We start from the raw sequence: 15,264 nt of genomic DNA, 5'->3' as shown, positions 1-15,264 counted from the left end.
AGGCGGTGTATTTCAGAAGGAAAGGCCGTGACATAGGCTGTATAGTGCCTAATACGTCTCAATATGGAGCCGTCCCTCCGCGCGCAGCGTGGCCTCCAGGTCCGTCCAGGGCTGGCCCGCCGCCGCGCAGACCTCGCCGAAGGCGGCCAGCACGCCTTCCTCCATCCCCTTCAGGCCGCAGATGTACACATGGCCATGGGGGTCGGCAAGCAGCGCGGCCACCTGCGGGCTGGCTTCGCGGATCGCATCCTGCACATAGCGGCGCGGCATCTCGGCATCGCGCGAAAAGGCGAAGTGAATGTCGAGGAAGTCCTTGGGCAGCTTCAGCAGCGGGCCGAAATAGGGCAGTTCACGCTGGTTGCGCGCGCCGAAGAACAGCAGGCGGCGCCCATCGAAACTCGCCATATTGCGACGCATCCGCTCGGTCATCGCCCGCATCGGTGCGGAGCCGGTGCCCGTGCAGATCATCATCACGCTGGCCTCGCGATGGTTGGGCATCAGGAAAGTACTACCGAAGGGGCCGACGACCTGCACCGTGTCGCCCTTGGCCAGGTCGCACAGGAAGTTCGACGCCACGCCGCGTACCGGCTGCCCGTCGTGGTCCTGGTCCACGCGCTTCACGGTCAGCGCGAGGTTGTTGTAGCCGGGGCGCTCGCCGTCGCGCGGGCTGGCCACCGAGTACATGCGGATGTAGTGCGGCTTGCCCGACGCATCGGTGCCGGGCGGCACGATGCCGATGGCCTGCCCCTCCAGCACCGGGAAGAACTGGTTGCCGAAGTCGAGCACGATGTGATGGATGTCGCTCGACGCCTCTTCGGCCGTCAGCCGATAGTTGCCGGCCACCGTGGCCGACACCGGCGCGCGCGCACCGTGCAGGTTGATATAGGGATGCGCGGCCGACCATGGCGCCTTGGGCGAGGTATGCCGGCTGGTTTCCACGGCCTGCACGTCGGTGGCGGGCGCCTTGCCAGTGCCGGCGGCGGCCTGGGCCAGGGCCTCGGCGGCCGTGGCGGTGGCGGACGTCGCCGCGTCGATCTCGGCCTCGGGCAGCGGCACCTCGGCTGGCAGCTCGTCCCAGAGCAGTTGGGCGTCGATCGGATAGGCCTCGCCGCGCAGCATCGTGCGCCAGTTGTCGATGGCGCCCGTGGGGCAGGGCGACAGGCACGCGTTGCAGCCGTTGCAAACCTCGRCCTTGACCACGTAGTTGCGGTCGTCGTGGGTGATGGCGTCGATCGGGCAGGTGTCTTCGCAGGTGTTGCAGCGAATGCAGATTTCCGGATCGATCAGGTGCTGCTTGATGATGTCGGGGGCGCCCATGTCGGCCTCTTATCCAGTGATTCAGCGATCTAGTTGAAACGGACGTATTCGAAATCCACCGGCTGGCGGTTCACGCCCACCGCCGGCGGGGCGATCCAGTTGGCGTAGCGGCCCGGTTCCACCACGCGGCCCATCAGCGAGGCCACGAAGGCGCGGTCCGCGTCGGTGGCCAGCCAGGTGTCCGCGTTGGCCTGCCAGGCGGCTTCGCTCAGCACCTCGCCGGTCGGCGAGACATGCACATTGGCGAAGGTGCCGATCTTGCGGTTGAACGCCTTGTGCGGCACGGTCAGCCGGAACGGAATGCCGGCCTTCTCGATCACCTTGTTCCAGCGCGCCACGCCGCCGACCGAATCCTTGATGTAGTCGTCGCGCAGCACCTCGTTCAGGGCGTTGAGCATCGGCACTTCGCGCTCGGCCAGCTTGCCGTCGCGCACGTCGAGGATCCGGTACACGTCGCCCTTGAGCACGTGGTCGTCGCCGCGCTTGCCTTCCTCGAAGCGGCCCTTCAGCCCGGCGCTGTAGAAGGTGGCCGCGTTGGAGGACTGGTCGGCGCCGAACAGGTCGATCGTCACGCTGTAGTGGAAGTTCAGGTAGCGCTGGATGGTCTCCAGGTCGATCACGCCGGCGGCGCGCACGTCGGCCGGGTCCTGGATGTCGCGCTCGCGCATGACCTCGCAGGTACGCTGGATCACGCGCGAGACGCCGCTTTCGCCCACGAACATGTGATGGGCTTCCTCGGTCAGCATGAAGCGCGTGGTGCGCGCCAGCGGGTCGAAGCCGGACTCGGCCAGCGCGCAGAGCTGGAATTTGCCGTCGCGGTCCGTGAAATAGGTGAACATGAAGAAGGCGAGCCAGTCCGGCGTGCGCTCGTTGAAGGCGCCCAGGATGCGCGGATTGTCCTCGTCGCCCGAGCGGCGGCCCAGCAGCGCCTCGGCTTCCTCGCGGCCGTCGCGGCCGAAGTGGCGGTGCAGCAGGTAGACCATCGCCCAGAGGTGGCGGCCTTCCTCCACATTGACCTGGAACAGGTTGCGCAGGTCATAGAGCGACGGCGCGGTCAGGCCCAGGTGGCGCTGCTGCTCCACGGACGCCGGCTCGGTATCGCCCTGCGTGACGATGATGCGGCGCAGGTTGGCGCGGTGTTCGCCCGGCACCTCCTGCCACGCGGCCTGCCCCTTGTGCTCGCCGAAGTGGATCTTGCGCTCGGCGTCCGCCGGTTGCAGGAAGATGCCCCAGCGGTAGTCGGGCATCTTCACATGGTCGAAGTGAGCCCAGCCGGACGGGTCCACCGAGACCGCCGTGCGCAGGTAGACATCGTAATTGTGCGAGCCGTCGGGTCCCATGTCGCGCCACCAGTCGAGGAAGGCGGGCTGCCAGTGCTCCAGCGCGCGCTGCAGGGCGCGGTCATCGGAGAGGTTCACGTTGTTCGGAATCTTCTGGCTGTAGTCGATGCTCATGGCCGGGGTCTCCTTGGGTCTGGTTGTCGTTCGGTCGAAGGGGGCGGTCAGACCCGGTCCCAGTCGAAGCGTGCCTTGTTGCCGGTGCCGAATACCTTGAGCGCGCCTTGCTCGCCCACGGCGTTGGGTCGATTGAAGATCCAGTTCTGCCAGGCGGTGAGCCGGCCGAAGATGCGTGTTTCCATGGTCTCGCGCGGGCCGAAGCGCAGGTTGGCTTCCAGGCCGGTGAGGGCGTCGGGGGAGAGGCTCGCGCGTTCCTCCAGCGCGATGCGGATCTCGTCTTCCCAGTCGATGTCGTCCGGCGCGGCCGTCACCAGCCCCAGCGCCTCGGCCTGCGCGCCGTCCAGCGGCTGGCCGACTTGAGCGCTCACGGCCTCGATGGCGGCGGTGTCTTCATAGAAGCGCGCGGCGAGCCGCGAGAGGCCGTTCGGCATCGGATATCGTCCGAAATTGGCGTCATGGGCGACCAGGCGCGGGGCGGTGTCGGGATCATCCGGCAGTTGGAGCATGTAGCTGCGGTCGGCGGCCAGCGCCAGTTCGAGCAGCGTGCCGGCGAAGCAGGAGGTCGGCTCGATCAGCGCGAACAGGCTGCGCGACGAGACGTCCAGCCGCGCCAGCGTCCGGCGCAGCATGCCGATGGTCTCGCGCACGAACCAGTGGCTGGCGTGGGCCTCCATCTGCGTATCGGCGGCCAGCACCTCGGCCGCATCGCCCTCGGTCTTGAGGATCCACATGCCGATGTCGAGATGATTGGTGCGCAGCGTGAGGATGGCGTCGTCGAGTTCGCGCGCCATCTTGAGCGGCCACCACTGGGCGCCGGCGGCCAGGATGGCGTCGAGGTCGCGCGGCTGGTCGGCGGCGGGTGCCGAGACCGTCAGCGTGGCGCGGCGCGCCGTGGTGTCGATTTCCACGCGCACGGTGTCGTAGCGGTAGCCATCGGCGTTGTCTTGTCGGTCGAGGGGCGTCAGCGTCACGCCCTCGGCGTCGGCGGGGCGGTCGCTCTGGGCGGCCAGCGCCTGCGCCCGCTCGCGCACGTGTTCGGCGAAGCGCGCGGGTTTGACGACATCGTCCACCAGCTTCCAGTCCTTGGCGCGCTGGCCGCGCACGCCCTCGGTGGTCAGGCAAAAGATGTCGGCGTGGTCGCGGCGCACGCGGCGCTTGTCGGTCACGCGCGTCAGGCCGCCGGTGCCGGGCAGCACGCCCAGCAGCGGCACTTCGGGCAGGCTGACTGCGGAGGAGCGGTCATCCACCAGCAGGATTTCGTCGCAGGCCAGCGCCAGTTCGTACCCGCCGCCGGCCGTGGTGCCGTTGCAGGCGGCGATGAACTTGATGCCGGAATGGCGGCTGGCGTCCTCGATGCCGTTACGCGTCTCGTTGGTGAACTTGCAGAAGTTCACCTTCCAGGCGTGGCTGGACTTGCCGAGCATGAAGATATTGGCGCCCGAGCAGAAAATGCGGTCGCGGGCGCTGGTCAGCACCACGGTGCGCACTTCGGGATGCTCGAAGCGGATGCGCTGCAGGGCGTCGTGCAGTTCGATATCGACGCCAAGATCGTAGGAATTCAGCTTCAGCGCGTAGCCGGGCCGCAGGCCACCTTCCTCGTCCACGTTCATGGACAGTGTGGCGACGGGACCGTCGAAGGTCAGCAGCCAGTGGCGATACTGGGACGGATGGCGCGCAAACGTAACGGGGGCCGGGACCGACATGGGGCGTGTCTCCTTGATGCACTATAGTGCCTTCATCTTTGAGATGAAATATAGTGCATCGACGGAGGCGATGCAAGGCCCGATGCAGACCTGCTGGCTTGTCGACGTTCAGCCGATAGCGGGCATCTGCGTGCGCAGGGCCTGAAGTGAGCTGTTGGCGTCCTGGCCGCTGGTGTCGATCGACACATCGGCGCGCGAGTAGAGCGGCGTGCGCGCCTGGAGGATGCGGCGCAGGTCGGTCATGGCCTCGCGGTTGCCTTCCATCGGCCGCATATCGCCCTGCGCCACCACGCGCGCCATATGTTCCTCGGGCGAGGTGCGCACCCAGACCGTGTAGCAGCGCGCCAGCAGCAGGTTGAAGGTGGCCGGCTCGGAGACCAGGCTGCCCGGCGTGGCCAGCACCATCGTGTCGTGCTCGCGCAGCACACGCTCCAGCGCGCGCATTTCGTAGCGACGGTAGGCGGCCTGGCCGTAGAGCGAGTGGATTTCGGAGAGGCTCGCGCCGGCTTCCTGCTCGATCGCTGTGTTCAGTTCGACGAAGGGGATGCCCTCGGCGGCTGCCAGCGCCCGGCCCAGCGTGGATTTGCCGGCGCCGCGCAGGCCGATCAACGCGATGCGGCGATGCCGCGCATCGCGCGATTCCGCCGGGGACAAGGCGTGGCGGGCCGCTTCGCGCACGCGGGCGAGGTCGCCGGCAGGCAGTTGCGCCAGCCATTGCACGAGCTGCGAGAACTCGGCGGCGCGCTGGCTGCCGGGCTGCTCCGCGCCGCCTGCCGGATCGGCGTGGCCATCCACCTCAGCCAGGACCACGGGCAGCGGCACGTCCAGCGCGCCGGCCACGTGGCGCAGCAGCAGTACCGAGGCGTTGCCGGTGCCGGTTTCCAGATTGGCGAGGTAGCGTTCGGACACCCCCGCGCCACGCGCGAGGTCCTTGCGGGACATGCCGCGCGCCGCGCGCAGCGAGCGGATGCGCTCCCCGAGGTGCGTCAGATAGGGATCGCGCTCCGCGGCGCGGTTGTCTGCGTTCGCTTCGGCGTTCGCTTCGGCATTCAGTGACGGTTCGGGGTCGCGACGCATGGGAAAAAGTTCGGGATGAGGCCAGCCAGGGCGGCATTATACGTGCGACAAAGTGCCGGTCGGCGGGTGCTGCATACTGTTATATAGTGCATACCCTCGCTTGCATAATAGTCGATGTGAAATAAAATGCATCGACATCGGCGGCGAAGACTGCCGGTCACGAGACAGCCAGAACAAGACCATCGCTGTAGCCGATCCCGCCGCACCCGTCGAGCCATCGCCGGGGCGGCCAGAGGAGTGGAGACATGACGCCCCCGACCCCCAGCGCCGAGACGGTCGTCGCCGCGCTGCCCGCCCGTTACAACGCGGCCGATGACCTGTTGTCGCGCCACCTCGCCGCTGGCCGTGGCGCCAAGGTGGCCTATATCGACGATACCGGCCCGACCACCTTTGCCGAACTCGACGCGCGCTGCCGCCGCTTTGCCGGCGCGCTGCGCCAGGCGGGCTTCCGTCGCGAGGAGCGCGTGCTACTGTGCGCGCTCGACACCATCGACTTCCCGACCGTGTTCCTCGGCTGCCTGCTGGCCGGCGTGGTGCCGGTGGCGGTGAACACGCTGCTGACCGTGGACGACTACGCCTACATGCTCGACCACAGCGGCGCGCGGGCGGTGGTGGTGTCCGCGCCGCTGCTCGGCACGATGCAGGCGGCCATCGACAAGGCGGGCATCCACGTCGATATGATCATTGCTGCACCTTATGTCGAGAGCACCGGCTTGCCGACCGTGGCCGCCATGCTGGACAGCGCGCCGCCGCTGGCCGAAACCCTCGCCACCGGCCCGGACGACATGGCGTTCTGGCTCTATTCCTCCGGCTCCACGGGCCGCCCGAAGGGCACGGTGCACACGCACGGCAACCTGTTCCACACCGCCGACCTCTACGCGCGGCAGGTGCTGGGCCTGCGCGAGGACGACGTGGTCTTCTCGGCCGCCAAGCTGTTCTTCGCCTACGGGCTGGGCAATGCGCTGACGTTTCCGCTGTCGGTGGGCGCCACGACCGTGCTGATGGCCGAGCGGCCCACGCCGCAGGCGGTGTTCCAACGCCTGACCACGCACCGTCCTACCGTTTTCTGCGGTGTGCCGACGCTGTTCGCGGGCCTGCTCGCCGCGCCGGACCTGCCGCCGCGCGATGCCGTGGCGCTGCGCGTCTGCACCTCCGCCGGGGAGGCGCTGCCGCGTGACATCGGCGACCGCTTCCTGGCCCACTTCGGCTGCGACATCCTCGACGGCATCGGCTCCACCGAAATGCTCCACATCTTCCTGTCGAACCAGCCCGGCAAGGTCCGCTACGGCACCACCGGCCTGCCGGTGCCCGGCTACGAACTGAAGCTGCTCGACGAGCGCGGCGAGCCCTGCGCGGCGGGCGAAATCGGCGACCTCTATATAAAAGGGCCCTCGGCGGCGCTGATGTACTGGTGCAATCGCGAAAAGAGCCGCGACACCTTCGTCGGCGCCTGGACCCGCAGCGGCGACAAGTACCTGCGCGATGAAGCGGGCTACTACACCTACGCCGGCCGCAGCGACGACATGCTCAAGGTCGGCGGCATCTACGTCTCGCCGTTCGAGGTGGAGGCGGCGCTGGCCCAGCATCCGGCCGTGCTGGAAGCCGCCGTGATCGGCGTGGCCGATGCCGCCGAGCTGGTCAAGCCGAAGGCGTTCGTGGTGATGCGCCCCGGCCACCAGTGGCACGACGGCATGGCGGCCGAGCTGCAGGCCTTCGTCAAGTCGCGGCTGGCGCCCTACAAATATCCGCGCCAGATCGAGTGCGTGGACGAGTTGCCCAAGACCGCCACGGGCAAGATCCAGCGATTCCGGCTGCGCCAGCGCGAAGACGCCGCGCGGCACGCCTGAGGGGCCGCCATGGAGACTACCGTGGACACCGCGCTGGTCAAGGTGCCGTTCGACGGCCGCACACTCGACATCGAATACCAGTGGATAGCCGCGCGCCGGAAGCATCGGCCGCTCGTGGTCTTCCTGCATGAGGGCCTCGGCTCAGTCAGCATGTGGCGCGATTTTCCGCGCAAGCTGTGCGAGGCGGGCGATTTTCGCGGGCTGGTTTTCTCGCGCTACGGCTACGGCCGTTCCACACCGCGCCCGCCGGAGGAGCAGTGGGGCGTGGATTTCATGCACCGCCAGGCGCGCGAGGCGCTGCCGGCCCTGTTCGATGCCCTGGAGATCGGCCCCGGACGCCGCCACGGCAAGCCCTGGCTGCTGGGCCACAGCGACGGCGGCTCCATCGCCCTGATCCACGCGGCCAGCTTCCCGGACGATGTGGATGGCCTGACCGTGCTCGCCCCCCACATCATGGTGGAAGACATTTCGGTACACAGCATCGCCGCCACACGCGAGACCTACCTCCACACCGACCTGCGCGCCCGGCTGGCGCGCCACCACGCCCACGTGGATTCCGCCTTCTGGGGCTGGAACGATATCTGGCTCAACGCCGATTTCCGCCACTGGGACCTGCGCCCGATGCTCGACCATATCCGCTGCCCGGTGCTGGCCGTGCAGGGCGAGGACGACGAGTACGGGACCATGGCGCAGATCGAGGGTATCCATCGATATGCCCCGCAGACCGTGCTGCTTAAACTCGCGCGCTGTGGACACTCGCCCCATCGCGACCAGGCGGGGGCGTTGACGGCGGCCTCGGCGGCGTTTATAACGGCACATACTTCAACCTTAAAATAATTCGACCCCGGGGAGGAAGCACCCATGCAACGCACCGCATTGCGCAGGCCGCTGTTTACATCGCTCGTCACCTCGATTTCCGCCACGCTGCTGGTCGCCGGGGGCAGCGCGCTGGCGCAGTCAGCCCAGCCGGCACAGCCGGCCCCGGGCGGCAAGATCAAGGTGGGCTTCATGCTCCCGTACACCGGCACCTACGCGGCGCTGGGCTCGGCCATCGAGAACGGGTTCCGCATGTACGTGCAGCAGCAGGGCGGCAAGCTGGGCGGGCGCGACATCGAATATTTCAAGGTGGATGACGAATCGGACCCGGCCAAGGCCCCCGAGAACGCCACCAAGCTGATCAAGCGGGATCAGGTCGACGTGGTGGTGGGCACGGTGCATTCGGGCGTGCAGATGGGCATCGTCAAGGTGGCCAAGGAAAACAACACGCTGCTGATCATTCCGAACGCCGGCGCCGACGAGGCCACCGGGCCGCTGTGCGGGGCCAATATCTTCCGCTCCTCGTTCTCGAACTGGCAGCCCGGCTATGCAATGGGGCAGGTGCTGGCCGAGCGCGGCATGAAGAAGGTGGTGACGCTGACGTGGAAGTACGCGGCGGGCGAGCAGTCCGTGAAGGGCTTCAAGGAAGCCTTCGAGGCCAAGGGCGGCAAGGTCGTGAAGGAGTTGAGCCTGCCGTTCCCGAACGTGGAGTTCCAGGCGCTGATCACCGAGGTGGCCTCGCTCAAGCCGGACGCCGTGTTCGTGTTCTTCGCCGGCGGCGGGGCGGTCAAGTTCGTCAAGGACTGGCAGGCGGCCGGGCTCAAGGACAAGATTCCGCTGTACGGCTCCGGCTTCCTGACCGATGGCACGCTGGAGGCCCAGGGCACGGCGGCACAGGGGCTGGAAACCACGCTGCACTATGCCGATGGCCTGACCAACGCCCGCGACAAGACCTTCCGCACCGACTACGCCAGGACCTACAAACTCCAGCCGGATGTGTACGCGGTGCAGGGCTACGACGCCGCGCAGTTGCTGGCCGCCGGCGCCAATGCCGTGAAGGGCGATATGTCGCGCAAGCCCGAGGTCATCAAGGCCATGGAAGCCGCCAAGGTCGACAGCCCGCGCGGCGTGTTCACGCTCTCCAAGGCCCACAACCCGGTGCAGGACTTCTACCTGCGCAAGGTGGACGGCCGCGAGAACAAGGTCAGCGGCGTGGCGGTGAAGGCCCTGGCCGACCCGGCGCGCGGCTGCCGCCTGTAAGGCGTCGGCGCACCGCCGGCGTGAATCGAGACTGGCCCCAGCATGGACATCGTTTCCTTTCTCATCCAGTGCCTGAACAGCGTGCAGTACGGGCTGCTGCTGTTCCTGGTCGCCAGCGGGCTGACGCTGATCTTCGGCATCATGGGCGTGATCAACCTCGCCCATGGCAGCTTCTACATGCTGGGCGCCTACCTGGCGTTCACGCTGGCCAGTCTCACCGGCAACCTGTTTATCGCGCTGCCGCTCGGCATCGTGCTGGCCGTGGCGTTCGGCTACGTGCTCGAATGGGCGTTCTTCAGCTACCTCTACCAGCGCGACCACCTGCAGCAGGTGCTGATGACCTACGGCCTGATCCTCGTGTTCGAGGAGCTGCGCAGCATCCTGGTAGGCGATGACGTGCACGGCGTGACGATTCCCGGCCTGCTCGACGGCGCGCTGCCGATCGGCAACGACATGACCTATCCGGTCTACCGGCTGTTCATCTCGGCCGTCTGCCTGCTGGTGGCGGGGGCGATGTACTGGGTCATCCGCCGCACCCGGCTGGGCATGATGATCCGCGCCGGGGCCACCAACCGCGAGATGGTGCAGTCGCTCGGCATCAACGTGAACGTGCTGTACCGGCTGGTGTTCGCGCTGGGCGTGGCGCTGGCGGTGCTGGCGGGGATGATTGCCGCGCCGGTGTCGTCGGTCTACCCGGGCATGGGCGGGCAGGTGCTGATCGTCTGCTTCGTGGTGGTGGTGATTGGCGGGATCGGGTCTGTCAAGGGGGCGCTCGTGGCCTCGCTGCTGCTCGGCTTCGTCGATACCTTCGGCAAGGTGTTCTGGCAGGACGCCGCCGGCGTGCTGATCTACGTCTTGATGGCCTTGATCCTGCTGTGGAAGCCCCAGGGGCTGTTCCGGGCCGGCTGACCTGCGTGCTCCATCGATGAAACCGACTCTCTCCGCTCCCCCGCTGCAAGACGTGCGCCGGCCGCCCTGGCTGGCGGCGCTGGGCTGGCTCGTGGCGCTGGCCGTGCTGGCCGTGGCGCCGCTGCTGCTGACCGCCGACAGCCACAAGTTCTATATCGAGCTGCTGAGCAAGGTGATGATCATGGCGATCTTCGCGCTCTCGCTCCAGCTGCTGATTGGCTACACCGGGCTGGTGAGCCTGGGCCATGCCGCCTACTTCGCCATGGCCGCCTATGCCACGGCCATGCTGGCACCCGAGGGCGGGGCCGGCAACGGCTGGCTGCTGCTGCTGGGCGCGCTGGGCGCTGCGGGGGCGCTGGCGCTGGTGGTGGGGGCGCTGGTGCTGCGTACGCGCGGCGTGTACTTCATCATGGTTACGCTGGCCTTCGCCCAGATGGTCTATTTCGTGTTCCACGATACGAAGATCGCCGGCGGCAGCGATGGCACCTATATCTACTTCCGGCCCGAATTCAGCCTGCTGCGGGACCGGCCGCTGACCGTCAACGACCCGGTGAACTTCTACTGGCTGGTGCTGGTGGCGCTGGTGCTGACGGTGGTGGCGCTGGCGGTGCTGCTGCGCTCGCGCTTCGGCCACGCGCTGGTCGGCATCCGTCATAACGAGCAGCGCATGCGGGCGGCCGGCTATGCCACCTATCGCTACCAGCTCGGCGCGTTCGTGGCCGGTGGCGTGTTCGCGGGGCTGGCGGGCTATCTCTACGCCATCCAGTTCGGCTTCGTGAACCCGGAAATTGCCTCGTGGCACCAGTCGGGCAATGCCATGCTGATGGTGATCCTGGGCGGCGTGGGCAGCCTGGCCGGCGCGGTGCTGGGCGCGTTCTCGTTCGTGCTGCTGGCCGAATGGTTCAGCACGCTGACCAAGCACTGGCAACTGCTGATGGGCGGCTTCATCATCGTGGCCGTGGCGTTGCTGCCGCGCGGGCTGGTCAGCGTGCCGGCGGTGCTGCGCCAGCGTTCGCCGCGCCGGCGCGGCAATGGTGGGGCGGCAGGCGAGGCCGCTGCTGACAGCCACGCGCGCAGCCGGGAGGCCGTATGACGGAAGCCATCCCCGTGTTGCAGGCCGAAGGGCTGACGCGCCGCTTCGGCGGGCTGACCGCCGTGGACAGCGTGAACCTGACGCTGCGCCTGCACGAGATCCACGCGGTCATCGGCACCAACGGCGCCGGCAAATCCACCCTGATCAACATGTTGTCCGGCGAACTGCCGCCGTCCACCGGCCGCCTGCGGCTGCAGGGCGAGGACGTGACCGGCTGGAGCCAGCCCCGGCTGGCGCGGCAGGGCATCGGCCGCAGCTACCAGCGCAACAACATCTTCCTGCCGCTGACCGTGCGCGAGAACTGCCGGCTGGCGGCGCAATCGCGCGCGCAGCGGGCCTGGCGGCTGTGGGAGCCGGCGCAGGCCTGCCGCACCAGCCGCGCGCTGGCCGACGAAGCCATGGAGCGCGCCGGCCTGGCCGCGCACGCCGGGCGGCTGGCCAGCGAACTCGCCCACGGCCAGAAGCGCCAGCTCGAAGTGGCGATGTGCCTGGCCACGCAGCCCGTGGCGCTGCTGCTGGACGAGCCGTTGGCCGGCATGGGCGCCGAGGAATCCGCGCGGATGCTGGACCTGCTGCGCGGCCTGCGCGACGGCCACGCGATCCTGCTGGTCGAGCACGATATGGAGGCGGTCTTCGCCGTGGCCGACCGCATCACGGTGATGGTCAATGGCGCGGTCATCGCCACCGGCGATCCGGCCGCGATCCGGGCCAACGAGGCGGTGCAGCTGGCCTACCTCGGGGAAGAAGAAGGGGCCCACGCATGAGCGCGGCATCGCCGGACATCATCGACGCCATCGGCGTGAACGCCTGGTACGGCTCCAGCCATGTGCTGCGCGGGGTGGACTTCCACGTCGGCGCAGGCGAGACCGTGGGCCTGCTGGGCCGCAACGGCATGGGCAAGAGCACGCTGCTGCGGACCCTGCTGGGCCATGTGCGCCAGCGGGAGGGCGATATCCGCGTGGCGGGCCGGGATGTGTCCCGCGCCCAGCCGCACGAGGTGGCGCGGCTCGGCATCGCCTACGTCCCCGAAGGGCGTGGCATTTTTCCGAATCTGTCGGTCCGGGAAAATTTGCTGATGGCGGCGCGGGCGGGTTGCCATGGCCGCAAGGACTGGGACGAGGCGCGCGTGCTGGACCTGTTCCCCCGGCTCAAGGAGCGGCTGTCCCATGGCGGGCAGCAGTTGTCGGGCGGGGAGCAGCAGATGCTGTCCATCGGCAGGGCGCTGATGACCAATCCGGACTGCCTGGTGCTCGACGAAGCCACCGAGGGTCTGGCGCCGAAAATCGTGCGGGAGATCTGGCACGTGATCGAGACCGTACGGGCCACCGGCATCGCCTCGGTGGTGGTGGACCGCAACTACCGCGCCGTGCTGGCCCATGCGGACCGCGTGGTGGTGCTGGAGAAGGGGCAGGTGGTACTGGCCGGCCCCGCCGCCGATCTGGCCGCCGCGCCGGCTGCGCTCGACCGCTACCTCGGCGTTTGAACCGTCCTGCATCAAGTAACGCATCGATCTCTTTTGTGGTCGTGCCGCAACGGTGGTGCGCGGTGCGGCGCACCCTTCGGGGGCCAATCCGCCCGAATCCGCCTTGACCCGCCACCGCTTCTTTCCCATCCTTGATCGGTCACCGAGCCCGCGATGGGCATCTTCCACAGTGGTCGTATTAGTTCACTTCATCTAGAATGCGCCCGTTTGTGCAATGCAATAGAGGCCACTAAGCCCCCGAGCGGCCGGAGCCGCTTGCGTGAGAGAACCCGTGCCCAGAACGTCACATTGTCTGGGGTGCCATCCATGGCCGGGGAGGCGCAAGCCGGTCCACCAGACCCAAAACAATGACTCAATCCGCAACCAGTCACTATTTCGTCGAGAGTCCGAGTACCCGGGCCCTCGTCATCGCCGCTATCGGCGTCGTCTTCGGCGACATCGGCACCAGCCCGCTCTACGCCCTCAAGGAGTGCTTCAGCAAGGAGCACGGCATTCCGTTCACGCCGGACGCCGCGCTAGGCATCATCTCGCTGCTGTTCTGGGCGATGATCATCGTGGTGTCGCTGAAGTACGTGGTCTTCGTGATGCGTGCGGACAACGATGGCGAAGGCGGCGTGCTGGCACTGATGGCGCTGGTGCTACGCACCGCCACGCCGCGCTCGCGCAAGGCCCGCATGCTGATGATGATGGGCATCTTCGGCGCGTGCATGTTCTACGGGGATGCGGTCATCACGCCGGCCATCTCGGTGCTCTCGGCGGTGGAGGGCCTGGAGATCGCCGCGCCGCAGCTATCGCACTTCGTGATCCCGATCACGCTGGTGATCCTGACCATCCTGTTCCTGATCCAGCGGCACGGCACCGCCACCGTGGGCAAGTTCTTCGGCCCGATCATGACGATCTGGTTCATCACGCTCGGCGCGCTGGGTATCTACAACCTGATCCAGGCGCCCGGCATCCTGGCGGCGGTGAACCCGCTCTATGGCGTCAATTTCCTGATCGACCACTCGCTGCAGGCGTTCATCGTGCTGGGCGCGGTGTTCCTGGTGCTGACCGGGGCGGAGGCGCTCTACGTGGATATGGGCCACTTCGGCGCGCGGCCGATCCGCATCGGCTGGTTCATCCTGGTCATGCCGTGCCTGATGCTGAACTACTTCGGCCAGGGCGCGATGCTGCTCCAGAACCCGGCCGCCGCCGTCAACCCGTTCTACCTGATGGTGCCGGAGCCGCTGCTGATTCCGATGGTGCTGCTCTCGACCTGCGCCACCGTGATTGCCTCGCAGGCGGTGATCTCCGGCGCGTTCTCGCTGACCAGCCAGGCGATCCAGCTCGGCTTCGTGCCGCGCATGCGCATCCGCTACACCTCGGCGGCCGAGATCGGCCAGATCTACCTGCCGGTGATCAACTGGATCCTGCTGGTGCTGGTGATTGCCGTGGTGATCTCGTTCAAGAAATCGGAAAACCTGGCCGCGGCCTACGGCATTGCTGTGACCACGACGATGCTGATCACCTCGTTCCTGGCCGCCTTCATGATGCGCAGCGTCTGGAAGTGGAACCCGGTGCTGGTGGCCCTGCTGGCCGGTGGCTTCCTGCTGGTGGACCTGACCTTCTTCGCGGCCAACCTGCTCAAGGTGGCCGAGGGCGGCTGGTTCCCGCTGCTGATGGGCAGCGTGGCGTTCTTCCTGCTGATGACGTGGTACAGCGGCCGCAAGCTGCTGCGCGCGCGCAGCCTGGAGGACGGCATTCCGCTGGAGCCGTTCATCGCCGGCCTGCTGGCGCACCCGCCGCACCGCGTGGAGGGCACGGCCGTGTTCCTGACCGGCAATACCGAGTCGGTGCCGGTGTCCCTGCTGCACAACCTCAAGCACAACCGGGTGCTGCACGAGCGCGTGGTGTTCCTGAGCTTTGTCACGCGGGACATCCCGTTCGTGGATGACGACCATCGCCTGACCTGCAAGGATCTCGGCGGCGGCGTGTTCATCCTCAAGTCCGAATACGGCTTCAAGGAGACCCCGGACGTGCAGCGCGTGCTGGACCTCGCGCAGCGCAAGCTGGGCATGTCCTTCGAGCTGATGGAGACGTCGTTCTTCATCGCCCGCGAGTCGGTCATTCCGTCCAAACTGCCGGGTATGTCGATGTGGCGGGAAAGTCTCTTCGCGTGGATGCATCAGAACGGCGCCAAGCCGTCTGACTTCTTCTCGATCCCGGCGAACCGGGTGGTGGAGTTGGGGACCAAGGTCGAAATCTGACCGCTCCGGGGCGGCGCTTCGCCTATACATGAGAACCCGGCCAGCGGAGTAGGGCC

General features: G+C 67.5%; 12 protein-coding genes. 8 read left to right on the top strand and 4 right to left on the bottom strand.

The window, feature by feature from the left end; all coding sequences use genetic code 11:
- Window positions 1–48: 48 nt before the first annotated feature.
- The 4 genes from boxA to AC1DP9_RS04610 all read right to left on the bottom strand — a co-directional run bounded on the left by boxA (window position 49) and on the right by AC1DP9_RS04610 (window position 5,554).
- On the bottom strand, window positions 49–1,317 hold the full coding sequence (gene boxA / locus AC1DP9_RS04625; RefSeq protein ID WP_477106741.1) for a benzoyl-CoA 2,3-epoxidase subunit BoxA: 1,269 nt from the start codon (window positions 1,315–1,317) through the stop codon (window positions 49–51).
- 29 nt (window positions 1,318–1,346) lie between these two features.
- Window positions 1,347–2,771, bottom strand: coding sequence for a benzoyl-CoA 2,3-epoxidase subunit BoxB (gene boxB / locus AC1DP9_RS04620; RefSeq protein WP_092292894.1), 1,425 nt, complete (start codon window positions 2,769–2,771; stop codon window positions 1,347–1,349).
- A gap of 47 nt (window positions 2,772–2,818) precedes the next feature.
- A complete protein-coding gene (boxC, locus tag AC1DP9_RS04615) occupies window positions 2,819–4,477 on the bottom strand; it encodes a 2,3-epoxybenzoyl-CoA dihydrolase (RefSeq protein WP_477106740.1) in 1,659 nt (552 codons plus the stop codon).
- 108 nt (window positions 4,478–4,585) lie between these two features.
- On the bottom strand, window positions 4,586–5,554 hold the full coding sequence (locus tag AC1DP9_RS04610) for a helix-turn-helix transcriptional regulator (RefSeq protein ID WP_477106739.1): 969 nt from the start codon (window positions 5,552–5,554) through the stop codon (window positions 4,586–4,588).
- Between the two features lie 245 nt (window positions 5,555–5,799).
- Here AC1DP9_RS04610 and AC1DP9_RS04605 point away from each other — a divergent pair, with 245 nt between their 5' ends.
- The 8 genes from AC1DP9_RS04605 to AC1DP9_RS04570 all read left to right on the top strand — a co-directional run bounded on the left by AC1DP9_RS04605 (window position 5,800) and on the right by AC1DP9_RS04570 (window position 15,208).
- Window positions 5,800–7,401, top strand: coding sequence for a benzoate-CoA ligase family protein (locus AC1DP9_RS04605; protein WP_477106738.1), 1,602 nt, complete (start codon window positions 5,800–5,802; stop codon window positions 7,399–7,401).
- A 9-nt stretch (window positions 7,402–7,410) separates the two neighbouring features.
- Window positions 7,411–8,238: an alpha/beta fold hydrolase gene (locus AC1DP9_RS04600; protein ID WP_092292902.1), complete on the top strand. Its 828-nt coding sequence runs from the start codon at window positions 7,411–7,413 to the stop codon at window positions 8,236–8,238.
- A 24-nt stretch (window positions 8,239–8,262) separates the two neighbouring features.
- Window positions 8,263–9,477, top strand: a complete 1,215-nt coding sequence (locus tag AC1DP9_RS04595) for an ABC transporter substrate-binding protein (protein WP_477106737.1) — start codon at window positions 8,263–8,265, stop codon at window positions 9,475–9,477.
- A 42-nt stretch (window positions 9,478–9,519) separates the two neighbouring features.
- Entirely contained in the window at window positions 9,520–10,386 is an 867-nt protein-coding gene (locus tag AC1DP9_RS04590) for a branched-chain amino acid ABC transporter permease (RefSeq protein WP_092292907.1), read from the top strand.
- A 16-nt stretch (window positions 10,387–10,402) separates the two neighbouring features.
- Complete coding sequence (locus AC1DP9_RS04585) at window positions 10,403–11,479, top strand: branched-chain amino acid ABC transporter permease (protein WP_477106736.1); 1,077 nt, start codon at window positions 10,403–10,405, stop codon at window positions 11,477–11,479.
- Window positions 11,476–12,243, top strand: coding sequence for an ABC transporter ATP-binding protein (locus AC1DP9_RS04580; RefSeq protein WP_092292911.1), 768 nt, complete (start codon window positions 11,476–11,478; stop codon window positions 12,241–12,243). The genes AC1DP9_RS04585 and AC1DP9_RS04580 overlap by 4 nt, the downstream gene beginning before the upstream one ends.
- Window positions 12,240–12,962: a branched-chain amino acid ABC transporter ATP-binding protein gene (locus AC1DP9_RS04575; protein WP_441591149.1), complete on the top strand. Its 723-nt coding sequence runs from the start codon at window positions 12,240–12,242 to the stop codon at window positions 12,960–12,962. Before AC1DP9_RS04580 ends, AC1DP9_RS04575 begins: the two co-directional genes overlap by 4 nt.
- A 347-nt stretch (window positions 12,963–13,309) precedes the next feature.
- On the top strand, window positions 13,310–15,208 hold the full coding sequence (locus AC1DP9_RS04570; RefSeq protein WP_092292915.1) for a potassium transporter Kup: 1,899 nt from the start codon (window positions 13,310–13,312) through the stop codon (window positions 15,206–15,208).
- Window positions 15,209–15,264: the final 56 nt, after the last annotated feature.

It is taken from the genome of Cupriavidus sp. 01L43 (genome assembly GCF_056399925.1).
Note: the sequence above shows the minus strand (reverse complement) of the source record. Positions and strands in the feature narration are given on the sequence as shown.